Raw genomic sequence first — 16,455 nt, forward strand, 5'->3', positions numbered from 1 at the left:
CTTCCAACTCGGTGGTCGCGACGTCGAACGCATCGTCGACACCGGCGAGCTCCAGCGGCACCGCGACATTTTCGAGCGCCGTCATCGTCGGCAGCAGGTGAAAGGACTGCAGCACGATCCCGATCCGCCCGCGCCGTGCCCGGGCAAGATCGTCTTCGTCCAATTCGCTGAAATCGACCCCGGCGACCGTCACCGATCCGCCGGTCGCCTGTTCGAGGCCGGACAGGATCGCCATCAGCGACGATTTACCCGAACCCGAGGGTCCGAGAATGGCAAGGCTCTCGCCCGCGCCTATATCGAGATCGATCCCGCGCAGGATATCCACGGGCGCGCTTTGCGTGCCGAGCGACAGGGTGACATTGCGGGTCTGGATTGCGATAGCGGTACCGCCGTCGGATTCAGTCATTGGGAAAGGGCGATCCTTGAACGTGAAACTATGCTTTTATGGCGCATTGCTGCTTGCGGTCCAACCGATTGCGGGATGCGCGGATGACGGTGGCAGCAATGAGACGGCGGTTGATCGAAATGTAGGAAGCGACGGCGAAACCGCAACTGCCGAGGCCGGCGAATACGACCATCTCGTCGTCGTTTTCGGCGATAGCCTGTACGCCGGCTACGGCCTCGACCAAGATGAAGGCTTCGCACCCGAGCTGGAACGGGCGCTGAGCGATGACGGCCAAGCGGTCCGCGTCGTCAATGCCGGTGTGTCGGGCGATACGACGGCGGCGGGGCTGCAACGCCTCTCCTTCACGCTGGACGGGCTCGATGCGACGCCGGACCTCGTGATCGTCGGCCTGGGCGGCAACGACATGCTGCGCGGGATCAGCCCCGAGCAGACGCGCGCAAACCTCCAGGCGATCCTCGATGAGCTGCAGAGCCGCGGCATCGATGCCATGCTCACCGGCATGCTCGCCGCGCCCAATCTCGGCGCCGACTATGCCGCCGCCTTCAACCCGATCTACACCGATCTCGCCCAGCAATATGACGTGCCGCTTTATCCCTTCTTTCTCGACGGCGTGATTCAGGAGCCAGATCTCATGCTGCCCGACGGTATCCATCCGACGGCCGAGGGTATCGACATCGTCGTCGAGCGCGTCGAACCGATGGTCGAGGCCAGGCTCGCGGCGCAATAAGTTCTAGGACGCGGCAGTTTCGGAGTACAGCCGCGGCGGGCCGATGCGTCAGTCGCCCATCGCCTGCGCGACATTCGCGAAATCGGACGGCACCACGGTTTCGATATTGAGCTGGCCCTTCAGACCGGCGGTGCGATGCACACTGATCTCCTGCCATTCGGGCGACATCGACATGCGGACCATATCCGCGCGCGAAGGATAGGAGGCGATGGCGATCTCATCCCACAATTCCTCCACCTGCCCGAGCGCCAGGAAGGTCACATCGCCCATGAAGACCGGCTTCCCGCCGAATTTCTTCAGGACATCCATCACCGCATTGCCATAGATCGCATAGGCTTCGCGGCCGGTCAGATCCGTCTCGCGGCCGTCTTCATATTCGGCCTTGTCCCTGAACTTGAGCAGGTTGACCATGAAGATCGGACCGTCCGGCCCCGGCTCCATAAACTGCTTCATCCGTTCAGGATCGGTCGGGGTCAGTTCGTTGACGACTTTCATCGGCCTTCCTTCCTTCACTCGACCAGGGCGGCAACGCCATAGCCACGCGCAATCGTGCGTTTTGCGATTTCGGCAGGCGCGAACGCTTCGGCGAGCACCGCCAGCGCGGCATCGATATCGTGGCGGCGGCCGCACAGGAACAGGTCGAGCGCGGCATAGTCATGTTCGGGCCAGGTGTGGATCGACATGTGCGATTCAGCGAGCAGCGCGACCCCGGTCACCCCCTGCCCGTCTCCGAAATGATGGAGGTTGAGATCGAGGATCGTCGCGTCCGCCACGCGCGCGGCGTCCCGCAACGCGCGCTTCACCAGCCCGATATCGTCGAGCCGCGCCGCGCAGCCGTGAAAATCCACCAGCACGTGGCGGCCGTCATAAGGCAAGGGCGGCCTAGCCGTCATAGCGCCGCCATTCATTGGCGAAGGTGCGCACGAGCAGCTGGTTGTCGAGCCGGTTGGGCTCGGCCGGAACGCGCGCCATGTCGGGCGGAAACTCGAACAGCGCCGGCTCCGATTCCGCCGTCACGAAGCGGCCGCCGGGAAGGATGTCCGACTGCTCCGGCACGCCTGTCGGCGAGGCGAGGATGAAGCCCCATTCACCGAAGCTGGGCACATAGGCATGATAGGGCCGGGTTTCGAAACCCGCTTCTTCGAGCGTCGCGGCAACCGTCCAGAAGGCGCCGGGCGCGACATAGGGCGAGCCGCTTTGCACCGAGACCATGCCGCCCGGCGCAAGCCGGTTGCGCAACGCGCGGTAGAAGGTCGTGCTGTAAAGCTTGCCGAGCGAGAAGTCCGTGGGATCGGGAAAGTCGATGACGATCGCGTCGTAAAGCCCGTCATCCTCGCGCACCCAGCGGAACCCGTCTGCATTGATCACCGTCATGCGCGGATCGCTGAGCGAACCTTCATTGAGCCGGGCGAGCAGTGGCGTCTCGCGGAACAGCTCGGTCATCGCCGGATCGAGATCGACGAGCGTGACGCGCTCGACGCTCGGATGGCGTAGCACCTCGCGCGCGGCCAGACCGTCGCCACCGCCCAGCACCAGCACGTTGCGGGGATTATCGACCCGGCCGAGATTGGGAAGCACCAGCGCCTCGTGATAGCGATATTCGTCGAGCGATGAGAATTGCAGATTGCCGTTCAAAAAGAGCGAGATATTGTCCCCGCGCCGGGTCAGTACGATGCGCTGGAACGGCGTCGAGGTCGCATGGATGATGGGCTCGTCGAGGCTCGCCGTCTCGGTAAGACGTTGAAACCGTTCCGCGCCGAAAAAGCCGATCACGAGCGACGCCGCAACGAGGAGGCTGACCAGCATCTCCGCCGGCAGGCGCCTGCCCTTTGGCTGGATCGCGATCAGCGCGATCGCGACGAGAATGTTTAGGAAGCCGAACAGGAAACCGGTACGTATCATCCCGATGAACGGCATCAGGATCAGCGGGAAGAGCAATGACGCGGCAAGCGCGCCGACATAATCGAAGGTGAGAACCGTGGAGACGGTTTCGCGGAAATCGAAATCCTCGCGCAATATCTGCATGAGCAGCGGAATCTCGAGCCCGACGAGGAAGCCGATGATCAGGACGAGCGCATAAAGCCCGATCCGGAACTCGTCGACGACCGGAAACAGCATGAAGAGGATCGCCGCTGCCCAGCCGCCGATCAGCGCGATCAGGATTTCGGCGCGGATGAAGAGCCTGAGTTCGTCCCGTCTGACATATCGGGAAAACCAGCTGCCGATGCCCATCGCGAACAGATAGACACCGATAATGGTGGAGAATTGCGTGACGCTGTCGCCGAGCAGATAGCTGGCGATGGTGCTCGCGAGCAGTTGATAGACGAGCCCGCATATCGCCACGACGAAGACCGAGGCGATGAGGGCATAGGCGAGCGGCCCTGCCTTGCGCGGGGACGCGGCCGTGTCAGCCAACGATCGCGGCCGCCACGATGATCGACAGGCCGATGGCGATGCAACCGGCGAAGGTCGCGACGGCGCTGTTCTGTTTCTTCTCGATCTCCTCCCACAGGCTGCCCGGGGTCAGAAGGTCGAGAATGACGAAGGCGACGACCATCACGAAGATGCCGATGGCCGCGTACATCAATGTACCGCCGACGAGATAGAGGCTGAATAGGTTCATGACTGGCTCTCCCTGATAGTTTCCCTTTTACCCGAAATCATTTGTGGCGCGGGCCCGCGCCCCGCCCGATAAACACGCCGCCCGGCCCGGTGGCGCTTGCGCGCTGGCCGTCGGCGAAGGGCGAATAACCGCTGAACGACGCATAGGCGAAGCCCGACGTCACCAGCAGGCACCACAGCCCGAAGATAAAGACCCCACGGTTCATAGCCTTTCTCCATCAATCATCGTCGCCTCCGGCAAAATCGCTGTCGGACTTGCGGCGGGATTCGAAACTCAGATGCTTCCACCACTGCCAGAGCGCCGGCGCGAACACGACGAGCAGCGCGAGGAAGAGGTTGGAATAGAAGGTCGCGCCCTTCTCTATCGTCACATCGACCTGGGCGTTGCTGCTGCTGCCATATTGGCTGCCCGTCCAGCGGCTGCCCGCCGCGAAGATGTTCAACTCGTAGGTCCCGGCCGGGATCATCGAGAATTTGCTCGTCGAGAAGCTGCTGCCCTCGGACCAATTGCCCTCGCTGTCCCGGCCCGAATAGCGTTCCACCACGTCATTGGCCTCGAACACTTCGCCCGTTTCGCGGTTGGTGAGTGTGTAGGTGAGGTCGATCCAGCTATTCTCTATGCCGGGCGCCTGGGCCGAAACGGTGACGGCCTGGCGCGGCCGCTCAAGCACGATCGGCCCGACCTTCGCCATCTGCTCCACCCCGTTCGTGGCGAGGTTGATGCGCGTCGTCTGCGGATCGCTGGTCCCGCCGAAGAGCGAGGTGATGACGAGCAGCGCCACGGCGACCGCCGCGGCGATCTTCATGAACTGCCCAGCCTTTTTGCGATGCGGGGATGGCTGGTGCGGTAGCGGCAGGCCGCCGCCGCTTGGCGGCTCGATACCGAAGGCATCGGTGATTTCATGCGGCTCGAGCAGATGGCTCAGCGTCCAGACGGTTTCCTTAGCGCTGCGCTCCCAGGTCAGCATGCTGCCGGGCCGTACGAAACTTGCCGTCAGCGCCTCTTCGCCGACATGCACGCGCCAGTAGAATTCGCCGAGCACATAATCGACCTGGGCGCGCGCCTGCGCATAGAAGGGTTCGTAGAATTCGCCATCGACTTCGAAACCGACGAGCGATTTCTTTTCCGGCGCCGCCGTGAGCTGGCGGCCCATGCTCCAACCGCGCCCGTCGGTATCGAGAAAGGCATAGCCCTCATACGGGTTGAACAACAGATATTCGTCCCACGGATATTGGCCATTTTCCGAGCGCCGCTGATAGCCGATCACCTCCCATTCGATGCCGCGCAATTCGCCGCGGCTGCCGAGCGGCAGCTCGAGCTTGCGGACCTCGCCTTCGTAGCGCTGGATGATGCTGACATCGGGATCGGTAACGTCGAGCGTCGAGCCGCAATATTGGCACACGACACTGACCGAATAGCCCGCGGCCTTGATCTCGATCGAGCCGCCGCAATTGGGGCAGTTGAACTGTTCGGCCGCCGGCGCACTGTCGCTTTCGGACGGCACGACCGTCCGCGTCGTCGTCGTGCCGGTGATTGTCGCCTCTATCGATTCCTCTTCGCTTCGCCCCCAAGGGTTCGGGCGATCCTCGTCGCCCGACGCGTCGCGTGGCGGCTCAGGCGGCATAGTCGGGCATCTTCCAGCCGTGAATCGAACGTAGATTTTTCGGATTGAGCTCTGCGAGCGTCACGTAGCGGCCCATATAGAAAGCCGGTTCCTCGCCCTCCTCATGCTCGAAATTGGCCGAGAATCCCTCGAAATCGCGCAGGTCGACGTTGAAGACTTCCCAGCCGGTTTCGGGTGCGAAGGGCAGCTCGCCCTCGGCAGCGACACACCGCGCCTTGCGCGCGTCGGCGACGACGAATTCCGCACCGTCGATCTGCGTGCGGTCACCGACTTCGACTCTTTCGCCATTCGCCAGCCGCCGGATCAGTTTCGAGCGGATCTCGCTCAACGGTCGCTCGACGACCATCTGGAACTGGCCGTCGGATTCGCTGAGCCAGCCATGTGTATTGTCCGAAAACAGGCAGAGCCAATCGTTCCACGCGCCCTGGTCGTAGGCGAGGCGGATCCGGCCGATCACCTCGAAATGCTTGCCGCCATATTCGCCGCGCGTGCCGATCTGGATCGGGCTGACATCGAAGGGCAAAACGGCGACCTCACCGGCCAGCTCCACGCCATCAGCGATCCGCTTCACCGTAGCGTGGCAATAATCGCAAATCCGGGCGGGCAAGGCGGGCGAGCGGAAGATGACCTCCGCACCGCAATTCGGGCAGTTTTCGGACTGCATCGCCTCGCCTGTCCCCCGCCGTCCCGCTTAGATCTTGCTCAGCAGATCGGCTTTCTTGGCCTCGAACTCCTCGGCGCTGATCGCCCCCATTTCCTGCAATTTGTGCAGCTTCTCGATCAGCTCGAACGGATCGGCTTCAGGCGCGGCGGGTGCCGCCGCGGCAGCCGGTGCCGCAGGCGCAGCGGCCGGTTGCTGGGCCAGTGCGCCGGCCATCGTCTGGCCGATCGCCATGCCGGCGCCAGCACCGGCGCCGAGCCCCGCCATGCCGCCTTCCTGTTCGGCCGCCTTTTCGATCGCTTCGGCGGCCTGGAATTTCGCATATTGATCGAGATCGCCGAGCACCCGCATCGAGCTTTTCTTGTCGAGATGCTCCTGCACGGCTTCGGGCAGCGACACGCTTTCGACAAAGAAGCTCGGTACTTCGAGGCCATATTGCGCGAATGCCGGTCCGACCGCCTCTTTCAGCGCTTCGGATAGTTTCTGCTGGTTCGCCGCCAGGTCGAGGAACGGCACGCCGCCGCTGCCCAGACCGGTCGCGAGCGCCGTCATGATCGCGGCGCGCAACTGCGGTTCGATGCTGCTCACGGTGACCTTGTCGAGCGTACCGACGAGCGTCGCGTAGAAAGGCGCGATATCCTTCACGCGGAACGAGTAAGTGCCGAAGGCACGCAAGCGCACCGGCCCCAGTTCGGGATCGCGAATGGTGACCGGCTGCGCCGTACCCCATTTCAGGTTCACCTGTTCCTTCTGCGAGAAGAAATAGACGTCCGTCTTGAACGGCGATTTGAACGCCTTGTCCCAGTTTTTGAGGTTGGTGAGGATCGGCATGTTCGACGTGTCGAGCGTGTGCAGGCCGGGACCGAACATATCGGCCAGCACGCCCTCGTCGATGACAACGGCGGCCTGCGTCTCGCGCACAGTGAGCTGCGCGCCGTTCTGGATTTCATTGTCCGCGAAGTCGAGCTTTTCGGCGAGTTCGCCGGGCTCCTCCTCCCATTCGATAACGTCGATAAACTGTTTCGAGATGAAATCCCTGAGGCCCATTGCATCACTCCCTTTGTCAGACGGACATTAGCGTCCCGGCGCGCACGCGCCAAGCATGTTGCCGATATAGGGCGGCAACACGCAGATTTTTAGGGGCTCGACCGCTCCTGTAACGAAAAAAGGGCGGAGAGCCGCAGCTCCCCGCCCCTTTGCTGGGACCGTGACCCGGTCCAAATCCTGGCCGGTCTAGAAAGTCGTGCTCAGGCCCAGGGAGAAGCTGCGTCCTCGGTCATAGGCCAGCGCCTGAATTTCCGAGCCGTCCGGCGCCCGATAGAATTCGTTGAAATCCTCGTTGAGGATGTTGCGAATTTCGAGGGTACCCTGGAATTCCTGGCCAAAAACGTCGAACGCCTGACGCCAGATGAAGTCGAGCTGTATCTGGCCCTCCTCCTGAATATCCGGCGCGTCGCCGATCGGCGAACGGTTGGTGATCCGGTCGCTCGTATAGGTCAGCAGGATAGACTGCTGGGACAGACGATCTTCGTCTTCCAGGCTGAGCTGAAGATTGACGATATGGTCGGACTGTCCGGTCAGCGCGACACCGTCGATAAAATAGTCGGAAGCCGGTTGCGGATCGGCAAAGCCCGGCACGATCGTCGTATCGCCGTCCGACACGTTAATCTCCGACTGGGTAAAGGTGTAGTTCACCTGCGCGCGGAGCCGCCGCGAGGAGAATATCCCGCCCCAATCGTAGAGCGGGAAATACTTCACCAGCTCCGTCTCGAAACCGTAAAGCGTGGCCGCCGGGGCGTTCAAGAAAGTGACGTTGACGTCGTTGTCGCCGCTCGTCGCCAGCTGTTCGATCGGATTGTCGATATCCTTGTAGAAGGCGGCGAAGCTGAACAGCTCGTCGCGCTCGAAATACCATTCGAACCGCGCTTCGGCGTTGAACAGTTCGGTATCGATCAGGCCCGGATTGCCGCGGAAGGTGCGGTCGTTATCGGGATCCGTATAGGTCGGCGCGGCGAGTTCGCGGAACTGCGGGCGGCCGATCGTGCGCGATGCGCCGACCCGCAGCTGCATGTCTTCCGCGAAGTTCCACGTCAGCGTTGCCGCCGGCAGCCAGTAATCATTTTCGAGCGGCGGCGCGACGAACAGCGGATTGACCTGGAAACCGAAGAACGGGATCGGCGTGACGCTCTGTGTCGCGTCTTCGTACCGCACACCGGCCGCGATGCTGAAGCCATCGAACAGCTCAACATCGAGCTGGCCATAGCCGGCATTCACTTCCAGTTCGGCCGTGTAAGCGTCGCCGCCCTGGGCGTCCGTCCGTTCCTCGATGAAGATATCGTAGAAACCGAGGATCGCGTCGGAGAACAGGAAATCGGGACGCAGCTGCGCCACCTCAAGCGGAAGGCCGCCCTGACGCTGGGTCACGAAGCGGAACGCCCGGCGCTCGAAATCGCGCTGGTTCAGATAATAGGCATAGCCGACATTGATATCGAAACGCCGTCCAGTCGGAACGCTGTAGGTCAGGTCGATCTGACCGCCCCAGACATCGTCGCTGAGATCGGAGAAACTCAGCAGGTCGGTCTGACCGCCGGTCCGCGTATCGTGGATGAAGTCGTTCGCGGTGCTGTCGAACGCATATTGGATTTCGCGTTCATAGGGCGCCTCGCGCTGCGCATTGGCATAGCTCCCGCGCAGGTCGATATTGAGGTCGCCGAACTCGAACTCGCCGACGAGCTGCGTGCTGATGAGCTGGCGTTCGAACCATTCGGTATTCTGGTTGTTCTGGATGCGGCCCGTGTTGCGCACGGGGCTCACCGATGTGCTGATCCGCGCTTCCTTCGCGGTGTCGCGAATATAGAGGTTGGTGAAACGGATCTGATGATCGCCGAACTCGGCACCGATGCCGAGCAGGCCGTTCACGACTATCCGGTTCTGTGTCGACAGGAAGCGGAAATCGGACACGTTCGGCGTGATCGTCTGGTCGTTATTGGTGAACTCGCCCTGCTGGCGGAGCCCGCCGCGCGTTTCCCAGCTATTGTCCCAACCGGCCGTGGCCACGAAACCGAGCCGGAAATCGCTGCCAATATCGATATAGGTCCCGCCCGTGATGTTGACGCTACCGTTGAACGGGATGTTGTCGTTGCGCTGAACCAGGTTGATGTTCGCATTTTCGAAGCTGCGCGAGATATCGAGAATGTCCGCGACGAAACCCGGCGCATTGGGATCGCGGAACTCGGGCTGGTCGAAGCGGATGCGGACGCCGCTGTCGAGCGCCTGCCGCAGGAGCGGCGGGATGTCGCGCGTGCCGTCGTCGAAACCGGTCCAGTCTGTATCGCTGCCGAAATAGGTATAGCCGGTCTGCAGCGTCGTTTCGGAATTGCCGCTGAGACTGCCGCTGAACGTGATGAACGGCTCGTCGGGAACCGCGCGAGTCGTCAGGTTGATAACGCCGCCGCCGAACTCGCCGGTATAGTTGGGCGAATAGGTTTTCTGGACGAGCGAACTTGCAAGAATGCTCGTCGGGAAGAGATCGAGCGGCACCGTCCGCTTGAGCGGCTCGGGCGACGGAAGCGGCGAACCGTTGAGCAGCGCCAGCGAATAGCGCTCGCCAAGGCCGCGCACATAGACGAAGCGCCCACCGACCAGGCTGAGCCCGGATACGCGCTGCAGCGCGCCGGCCGCATCGCCCTCGCCCGTGCGCGCAAGATCTTCGGTCGACAGGACCGAGAGTACTTCAGAGGATTCGCGGATCGGCTCGGGAATGTAGCGGCCGATCACGACGATCGGGGTGCCGCTGCCGCCGCCGGTCGATATATCGACATCGTCCTCATCTTCCGCGTCCGCCTCGTCCACGACATCGGGATCGGCAGGCGGCTGGTCGGCGGTCTGGGCCATCGCGGCGGGTGCGATGAGCGCGCTCGATACGAGCAGCAGGCCCGCAAGCGATAAATTCTTCGTCATGGCTCTTCTCTTCGATACAAGTGAAGACATGAAGGGGCGGCGACCGGAAAACGGTCGCCGCCCACTTACGGTCATGCTTAGCTGTAGAACGGCGTCACGAGGCAGGAGAGCAGTGCGTCTCCGGTATCCTGCGGGTCCGATCCGAACAGGCCGCACGTCCAGTCCTGCGTCCAAGGCGCGGCCGCGCCCTGGTCCACCGCACCGATATAATCGACCGTCTGGATCGACGGATCGGTGAAGGCGGTCACCGCATCCTCGGCCGAGCCGTTGACGAAACCGTCGGTCAGCGAGTTGGTGAACGAAGCGTCGTTGTTCGCGCCCATGTTGAAGATCGTTTCGATCTGGGCGGGCGTGATGTTGCCCTCTGTACCGAATGCGACCGCACAGTCGATGACGACCGACTGGAAGTCCGGCATGCCATCGTCGACCGTTTCCTGATCGTCGATGTTCAGACATTCAGGGCTGCCCGTCACCACACCGTTCCAATACTGGCCGCCGATGCCTTCGCGAAGCAGGATGCCGAAATCGGTAGCACCGCCACCGCCATAGAAGGTGAAGTTGGCCAGCGTCGGGTCGGAGCGCGGCAGGTCGTCGAAGCGCGAGTCGGCCTCGATGAAGTGGTCGCCGCCGGCCGCGCGCTGCCGCACGATGATGAACTGGTTGACGCCGACATAACCGCTGTCGATGTCGAGGCTGTCATCGTCCGCGCCGGTTACGACGATGTGATCGCCGTTTACCGTGCCGCCAAACCATTCGATGCCGTCGTCCGAGCTATTGTGCACCTGGACGAAGCTGAATTCGGTACCGCTGCCGACGCCGCCCAGCGAAATGCCGTTGAGCTCGTTGCCCTGGCTGACCTCGAAGCCCGGATAGCGGACCTGGACGTAACGGAGCGTGCCGCTGTTATCGGCGGCCTGGTCGCCGCCGTAGAATGCGCCGGACGTACCTTCGATTTCCGTCTGGCAGTCGGCGGCGCCGCCGGTTGCGGTGCCGTCACAGTCGTTGATCGGCGCCCGGCCGAGAATGACGAGGCCGCCGAACAGGCCGATCGAGTCAGCATTGACGGTGCCCGAACCGTCGGTCTCATTCTGGAAGTTCGCGCGTGCCGTGAAGACGATCGGTCGGGCCTGCGTGCCGATCGCATTCAATTGCGAACCGCGCTGCACGACGAGGAAGTCGGCCGTACCGGCGCCAATCACGACAACGCCGGGATCGATGTTGAGAATACCCTGCGTGCCGCCGGCAGCCATGCCGTCGCCGCCCACGTCCACGCCGACATCGACGCGACCGCCGAGCGAGTAGACGACGCCGTCAAGGCGCTGCAGGGTAAGCGAGCCGGTAATCGTGCCCGAAACCTGGCACACACGGAAATCGACGGTGCCGTCATCGTCGCCATCGATCGTACCGGTATTCGTCGTGCCCATCGGACAGTCGGCGGCCGGCGTGACCGAGTCGAAGCGCTCGGTCGGGCTCGGCGGAGTCGGGGTCGGCGGGGTCGGAGTCGGAGCCGGCGGTGCCGGCGCAGTCGGAGTTACGACGACGATATTGCCTTCGCCGGGCGAAGCGACGTCGTCGGCGCCGCAGGCGGCGAGCGGAATGGCGGCGCTCATCATGAGCAAGATGCGAGTACGTGACATGAAGAAAAACCCCTTATGAACCAGTTAGGCCTGACGAACCGCGAGCCATGGAGCCAACGATTTCCGCAGCCGCCACTATGGGGTCTGTGTGATTCCTTGATGACGGAGTCTTTGTGGTTTTGTTACAATTGCCGAAACAAAAATGTCACAACCATTACCGCGCCGCTAAAAAGCGTCGCTAGCGCGCATCCATGATAATCGTTTCTTCCCGGCCGTCGCGGAGAATTTCGATCTCGACACGTCCGCGCTCGCGGATGCGCTCCGGGATTCCGGCAACCGCATCATCGTCTTCGAGCCTCAGCCCGCCGACTCGGACGATGACATCGTCGGACCTGATTCCGGCCTGCTGGAAAATTTCGGGCATACGACCCTCGCGGAACCGGTAACCGGCATGCCGGCCGTCGACGCGGAAGGACGTCACGGCCGCCTGATATTCCCGCGCCTCGCGCCGTTCGGCCTCGCTGCCGCGCAGCCCCGAACCGTTGCCGGACCGTGGCGCGGCCGAAGCCGTGACCGCGCCGTCGCCATCCTCGGAGAAAGCGAGGCGCACTTCGCGGCCATTTTCGCGGATCAGGATATGGTCGGCCGCCACGGCCAGGAGCGGCACCCCGGGCAGCACATCGCGCCCGACCCGCACCAGCCGTTGCGGCCCCGCCCCATCGGAAACGATCGCCGAACCGTCTTCGCCGGTGCCCATCACGCCGTGCAATCTGAGCGCTGCCACCGAAACGGCCGGCGCAACGGGAGACGCCGTTTCGACCGGTGCGGGCGCAGGCGTTGCAACGGGCGGCGCTGCCGCTGGATCGCGTTCGGTGTCGGCAGAGACTGGTGGGTCGTCGCGGAACAGCCACAGCAGGAGCAGCAGCGCGACCACCCCGCCGGCGATCAGGATCGCCAGCCGGCGCGGCGACGTTTCCGCATCCCGGTCGAGTTGGAAAAGGCCGGCCCGCGGCTCAGCCATGCTGCATTCTCCTCATGCTGCGACAGCTATGGGCATCGCATGACGATGATATGACAGAAAGCAAGCGGCAATTGGCGGACTGCCGTGAACGCACTCCCGGCACAGCCGAAAAACGGGGTTGCTATCCGCCCCATGCTCGCGTCACTAAGACGGAAAGTTACGGGAGAGCATCTGTGAGCGAGCAAGAGACGTTTCCGGTACCGGCGGAATGGGCGAAGCGCGCGCATGCCGACAAGGAAGACTATGAACTGCTCTACGGCCGCTCGCTCGCCGATCCGGGCAGCTTCTGGCTCGAACAGGCGCGCACGCTGGACTGGATCAAGCGGCCCGAGATTTCCGGCGACTGGAGCTTCGACGCCGGCGACTTTCACATCAACTGGTTCACCGACGGGCAGATCAACGTATCGGCCAACTGCATCGATCGACACCTCGCGAAACGCGGCGACGATATCGCGATCATCTGGGAACCGGACGATCCCGAAGAGGAACCGAAGCGCTTCACCTACAAGCAACTCCATCGCGAGGTCTGTCGCTTCGCCAATGTCCTGAAGCAGGAAGGCGTGCGGCGCGGCGACCGGGTCACCATCTATATGCCGATGATCCCGGAAGCAGCCTTCGCGGTGCTCGCCTGTGCGCGGATCGGGGCGATCCACTCCGTCGTGTTCGGCGGTTTCTCACCCGATGCGCTGGCGGGCCGGATCACCGATTGCGACAGCACGCATGTGATCACCGCCGACGAAGGCCGGCGCGGCGGCAAGCGGGTCGCACTCAAGGCCAATGTAGACAAGGCAGCCGAGCAGGTGACCTCCCTGAAAAAGGTTATCACGGTGCGCGCGACCGGCGGCGATGTGGCCATGACCGAGGGCCGCGACATCTGGTATCATGAGGCGGCGGAAACGGTCGAAGCCGATTGCCCGCCCGAGGCGATGGGCGCGGAAGACCCGCTCTTCATCCTCTACACCTCAGGCTCGACCGGGAAACCCAAGGGGGTGCTGCACACGTCGGGCGGTTATCTGCTTTGGGCGTCTCTCACCCACAAATATGTGTTCGATTACAATCCGGGCGAGATCTACTGGTGCGCCGCCGATATCGGCTGGGTCACGGGCCACAGCTATATCATCTACGGCCCGCTCGCGAACGGCGCGACGACGCTAATGTATGAGGGCGTACCGAACTGGCCGACGCCGAGCCGCATGTGGGAAGTCGCCGACCGGCACAATGTCGAGATCCTCTACACCGCGCCGACGGCGCTGCGCGCGCTGATGCGGGAGGGCGATGAATATGTCCAAAAGACGAGCCGGGCGAGCATCCGCCTGCTCGGCACGGTCGGCGAGCCGATCAATCCCGAAGCCTGGCGCTGGTATTATAACGTCGTCGGCGAGGGCCGTTGCCCGATCGTCGACACCTGGTGGCAGACCGAAACCGGCGCGGCGATGATCGCCCCGCTGCCCGGCGCGACCGCGCTCAAGCCCGGCAGCGCGACCAAGCCCTTTTTCGGCGTCGAGCCACAGATCGTCGATGGCGAGGGGAAGGTCCTGCACGGCGCGACCGAGGGCAATCTGTGCATCGCGCGCTCCTGGCCCGGCCAGATGCGCACCGTCTACGGCGATCACAATCGCTTCTTCGAAACCTATTTCACGACTTTTCCCGGCAAATATTTCACCGGCGACGGCTGCCGCCGCGACGAGGACGGCTATTACTGGATCACCGGCCGGGTCGACGATGTGATCAACGTGTCGGGCCATCGAATGGGCACCGCCGAGGTGGAAAGCGCGCTCGTGCTCCACAGGGATGTCTCGGAAGCCGCGGTCGTCGGCATGCCGCATGACGTGAAAGGCCAGGGCATCTACGCTTATGTGACGCTCAACGCGAACACCGAGCCGAGCGAGGAATTGCGCAAGGATCTCGTGCAATGGGTCCGCACCGAAATCGGCCCGATCGCCTCGCCCGACGCGATCCAGTTCACCCCTGCCCTGCCCAAGACGCGGAGCGGCAAGATCATGCGGCGGATATTGCGGAAGATCGCGGAAGGCGATGTCTCGAGCCTCGGCGATACAAGCACACTCGCGGAACCGGCCGTGGTGGATGAGCTGGTGGCGAATAGGGTCGGATAGCGTCGGCTTCGTCTATCGACATCGAACACTTGTACTCCTGCGAAGGCAGGAGCCTAGGGTGGCTAAGGACATTATTTAAAGCCCTGGATTCCTGCCTTCGCAGGAATACGCCAAACCGAAGCGCGTTACGTCGTAACCACCCCATGGTCGATCAGGCTGCGGGCCGTATCGACGATCGTCTCTTCCTCGTCGCGCGTCTGCCAGCCGAGTTTCTCCTTCGCATGGCTCGCATCGGCATGGCGCACCTTGCCGAGCTCGGACTTCACCTGCCGGGCGACCGGGTCCCAGATCGCCACCACCTTCATCAGCCAGTCGGGGAGCTTGCGTGTCGGTACCTTGCGAGCTTCGTCGCCCAGGCGCTCCTTCAGCACCATCGCGATATCGTGCAGCTTGAAGAATTTACCGGCGGCGAAGAAGCGCTCGCCGTCCATGTCCGCTGCGGTCAGCGCGCGGACATGGAGATCGGCGACATCGCGCACATCGACGACGCAGAAGCCGAGATCGGGCGCGCCCGGAAAGCTGCCGTCCATCATCTTCTTTACCGCCTCGAGCGAAGTGGAAAAATCCGGGCTCAGGATCGGCCCCAGCACCATGCTGGGATTGATCGAGCAATATTCCATGTCGCCGCCATTGGCGTCCATCCAGTCGCGCGCCGCGCGCTCGGCGATCGTCTTCGATTTGACATAGGGATAGACGTCCGGGTGATCGAGATTGGTCCAGTCCTTCTCGCTGAACGTATATTCGCCGCGATCCACGCCGTAGGCGATCGCAGCCATCGACGAGGTCATCACGACACGCTTGACGCCCGCTTCCTTGGCGAAACGCAGCGCGCGCAAGGCACCGTCGCGCGCGGGCACGATGAGTTCGTCTTCGTCCTTGGGCGAGGCATCGGGCAGTGGCGAGGCGAGATGCGCGACATGGGTGCAGCCTTCCATCGCTTCGGCCCAGCCCGCATCGTCGGTAAGATCGGCTTCGAAAAAGGTCAGCTTGCTGTTGTCGACATTGAGGATGTCACGCACCTGCTGTTCCTTTGCGAGCGAGCGGATCGTCGTGCGCACCGTCCAGCCTTCGGCGATCAGCTGGCGGATCGTGAAGCCGGCGATATAGCCGCTGCCACCAGTGACGAGTACGGTTCCCGGCATGCGATCTCTCCCTGCTCGTTACGCAGGCGATCCTATGCCGCTAGGTTGCGGAACGCAACGCAAAGGAAAGCGCGGGTTATTCTGCCGGCGGCATGAGAAACCGTTCCATCGCGGGCCGCAATTCGTCGGAGAAGAACAGCACCTCGGGCGGTTCGAACCGCCAGGCCGTGCGGTGGTCGCGAAAGGCGATGACCATGTCGGTCGTCAGCCCCTCTTCGCCATAGGCCTCGCGCATCGCCGCGATGACACGATCCTGATCGTCGGCATCGACGAGGATCCAGACCAGCTGCAGCGCGTCGTCCCGGAAAACGAATTCGGCGAGGCGCGGCTCGCCCATATAATCGAAACCGCGGCAGTCGATCTGCTGCTGGATTGTCTGGACATCGGGGAGACGCGGCGGATCGATCGTGCGGACCGGCGCCTCGTCGCATAGCGGCGCGAGCCGTTCGGTCATCGTTTCGACCGATACACCGAATTCGATTGCTTCCGGTATCGTGACATCCGTCGACTGGGCCGACGCGGCGGCCGGGCTCAGCAGCACCGCGGCGAACGACAGGGAAAGGGCTTTCGTCATGGCATCCTCCGAAAACACGGCGCTTT

At 63.0% G+C, this 16,455-nt stretch carries 16 protein-coding genes; 2 read left to right on the forward strand and 14 right to left on the reverse strand.

What is annotated here, in order from left to right:
• Positions 1-406, reverse strand: a 406-nt coding sequence (locus ACTS1Z_RS08885) for an ATP-binding cassette domain-containing protein (protein WP_442624098.1), incomplete at its 3' end; no start/stop codon positions are given.
• Positions 407-428: 22 nt separating this feature from the next.
• Here ACTS1Z_RS08885 and ACTS1Z_RS08890 point away from each other — a divergent pair.
• The gene (locus ACTS1Z_RS08890; RefSeq protein ID WP_442624099.1) at positions 429-1,133 is read left to right on the forward strand and encodes an arylesterase; all 705 of its coding nucleotides are present in this window, start codon (positions 429-431) and stop codon (positions 1,131-1,133) included.
• Positions 1,134-1,181: 48 nt separating this feature from the next.
• Here the strand turns inward: ACTS1Z_RS08890 and ACTS1Z_RS08895 are convergent, their stop codons facing one another.
• From ACTS1Z_RS08895 to ACTS1Z_RS08945, 11 genes are all read right to left on the reverse strand, one after another.
• Entirely contained in the window at positions 1,182-1,628 is a 447-nt protein-coding gene (locus ACTS1Z_RS08895) for a DUF1330 domain-containing protein (protein ID WP_442624100.1), read from the reverse strand.
• 14 nt (positions 1,629-1,642) lie between these two features.
• Positions 1,643-2,026 (reverse strand): adenosylmethionine decarboxylase, encoded by a 384-nt coding sequence (speD, locus tag ACTS1Z_RS08900; RefSeq protein WP_442624101.1) that lies wholly within the window; start codon positions 2,024-2,026, stop codon positions 1,643-1,645.
• Positions 2,016-3,548, reverse strand: coding sequence for a polyamine aminopropyltransferase (locus ACTS1Z_RS08905; protein WP_442624102.1), 1,533 nt, complete (start codon positions 3,546-3,548; stop codon positions 2,016-2,018). The genes speD and ACTS1Z_RS08905 overlap by 11 nt, the downstream gene beginning before the upstream one ends.
• Positions 3,541-3,756 (reverse strand): DUF350 domain-containing protein, encoded by a 216-nt coding sequence (locus tag ACTS1Z_RS08910; protein ID WP_299322504.1) that lies wholly within the window; start codon positions 3,754-3,756, stop codon positions 3,541-3,543. The genes ACTS1Z_RS08905 and ACTS1Z_RS08910 overlap by 8 nt, the downstream gene beginning before the upstream one ends.
• Before the next feature lie 37 nt (positions 3,757-3,793).
• The gene (locus ACTS1Z_RS08915; protein WP_442624103.1) at positions 3,794-3,961 is read right to left on the reverse strand and encodes a hypothetical protein; all 168 of its coding nucleotides are present in this window, start codon (positions 3,959-3,961) and stop codon (positions 3,794-3,796) included.
• A 12-nt stretch (positions 3,962-3,973) separates the two neighbouring features.
• Complete coding sequence (locus tag ACTS1Z_RS08920) at positions 3,974-5,380, reverse strand: DUF4178 domain-containing protein (protein WP_442624104.1); 1,407 nt, start codon at positions 5,378-5,380, stop codon at positions 3,974-3,976.
• The gene (locus ACTS1Z_RS08925; RefSeq protein ID WP_442624105.1) at positions 5,370-6,044 is read right to left on the reverse strand and encodes a DUF4178 domain-containing protein; all 675 of its coding nucleotides are present in this window, start codon (positions 6,042-6,044) and stop codon (positions 5,370-5,372) included. The genes ACTS1Z_RS08920 and ACTS1Z_RS08925 overlap by 11 nt, the downstream gene beginning before the upstream one ends.
• Before the next feature lie 27 nt (positions 6,045-6,071).
• A complete protein-coding gene (locus ACTS1Z_RS08930; protein WP_442624106.1) occupies positions 6,072-7,088 on the reverse strand; it encodes an SPFH domain-containing protein in 1,017 nt (338 codons plus the stop codon).
• A gap of 186 nt (positions 7,089-7,274) precedes the next feature.
• Positions 7,275-10,001 carry a TonB-dependent receptor domain-containing protein gene (locus ACTS1Z_RS08935; RefSeq protein WP_442624107.1) on the reverse strand — a complete coding sequence of 909 codons (2,727 nt, stop codon included), beginning with the start codon at positions 9,999-10,001 and terminating at the stop codon, positions 7,275-7,277.
• A gap of 77 nt (positions 10,002-10,078) precedes the next feature.
• Positions 10,079-11,638, reverse strand: a complete 1,560-nt coding sequence (locus ACTS1Z_RS08940) for a hypothetical protein (RefSeq protein WP_442624108.1) — start codon at positions 11,636-11,638, stop codon at positions 10,079-10,081.
• 178 nt (positions 11,639-11,816) lie between these two features.
• A complete protein-coding gene (locus tag ACTS1Z_RS08945) occupies positions 11,817-12,599 on the reverse strand; it encodes a type II secretion system protein N (protein ID WP_442624109.1) in 783 nt (260 codons plus the stop codon).
• Positions 12,600-12,772: 173 nt separating this feature from the next.
• Here ACTS1Z_RS08945 and acs point away from each other — a divergent pair, with 173 nt between their 5' ends.
• Positions 12,773-14,713 carry an acetate--CoA ligase gene (acs, locus tag ACTS1Z_RS08950; protein WP_442624110.1) on the forward strand — a complete coding sequence of 647 codons (1,941 nt, stop codon included), beginning with the start codon at positions 12,773-12,775 and terminating at the stop codon, positions 14,711-14,713.
• A gap of 125 nt (positions 14,714-14,838) precedes the next feature.
• On the opposite strand, the gene ACTS1Z_RS08955 is transcribed toward acs, so the two are convergent.
• A complete protein-coding gene (locus ACTS1Z_RS08955) occupies positions 14,839-15,855 on the reverse strand; it encodes an SDR family oxidoreductase (RefSeq protein WP_442624111.1) in 1,017 nt (338 codons plus the stop codon).
• A gap of 76 nt (positions 15,856-15,931) precedes the next feature.
• The gene (locus tag ACTS1Z_RS08960; RefSeq protein WP_442624112.1) at positions 15,932-16,429 is read right to left on the reverse strand and encodes a hypothetical protein; all 498 of its coding nucleotides are present in this window, start codon (positions 16,427-16,429) and stop codon (positions 15,932-15,934) included.
• Between the last annotated feature and the right edge of the window lie 26 nt (positions 16,430-16,455).

The organism is Parasphingopyxis sp. (assembly GCF_052168295.1).
Classification (GTDB): domain Bacteria; phylum Pseudomonadota; class Alphaproteobacteria; order Sphingomonadales; family Sphingomonadaceae; genus Parasphingopyxis.

What these genes read in the sequence shown, in the direction of transcription:
- ACTS1Z_RS08895 (WP_442624100.1), bottom strand. Translation starts at nt 1,628, where the DNA reads ATGAAAGTCGTCAACGAACTGACCCCGACCGATCCTGAACGGATGAAG.
- speD (WP_442624101.1), bottom strand. Translation starts at nt 2,026, where the DNA reads ATGACGGCTAGGCCGCCCTTGCCTTATGACGGCCGCCACGTGCTGGTG.
- ACTS1Z_RS08910 (WP_299322504.1), bottom strand. Translation starts at nt 3,756, where the DNA reads ATGAACCTATTCAGCCTCTATCTCGTCGGCGGTACATTGATGTACGCG.
- ACTS1Z_RS08915 (WP_442624103.1), bottom strand. Translation starts at nt 3,961, where the DNA reads ATGAACCGTGGGGTCTTTATCTTCGGGCTGTGGTGCCTGCTGGTGACG.
- ACTS1Z_RS08920 (WP_442624104.1), bottom strand. Translation starts at nt 5,380, where the DNA reads ATGCCGCCTGAGCCGCCACGCGACGCGTCGGGCGACGAGGATCGCCCG.
- ACTS1Z_RS08925 (WP_442624105.1), bottom strand. Translation starts at nt 6,044, where the DNA reads ATGCAGTCCGAAAACTGCCCGAATTGCGGTGCGGAGGTCATCTTCCGC.
- ACTS1Z_RS08930 (WP_442624106.1), bottom strand. Translation starts at nt 7,088, where the DNA reads ATGGGCCTCAGGGATTTCATCTCGAAACAGTTTATCGACGTTATCGAA.
- ACTS1Z_RS08935 (WP_442624107.1), bottom strand. Translation starts at nt 10,001, where the DNA reads ATGACGAAGAATTTATCGCTTGCGGGCCTGCTGCTCGTATCGAGCGCG.
- ACTS1Z_RS08940 (WP_442624108.1), bottom strand. Translation starts at nt 11,638, where the DNA reads ATGTCACGTACTCGCATCTTGCTCATGATGAGCGCCGCCATTCCGCTC.
- ACTS1Z_RS08945 (WP_442624109.1), bottom strand. Translation starts at nt 12,599, where the DNA reads ATGGCTGAGCCGCGGGCCGGCCTTTTCCAACTCGACCGGGATGCGGAA.
- ACTS1Z_RS08955 (WP_442624111.1), bottom strand. Translation starts at nt 15,855, where the DNA reads ATGCCGGGAACCGTACTCGTCACTGGTGGCAGCGGCTATATCGCCGGC.
- ACTS1Z_RS08960 (WP_442624112.1), bottom strand. Translation starts at nt 16,429, where the DNA reads ATGACGAAAGCCCTTTCCCTGTCGTTCGCCGCGGTGCTGCTGAGCCCG.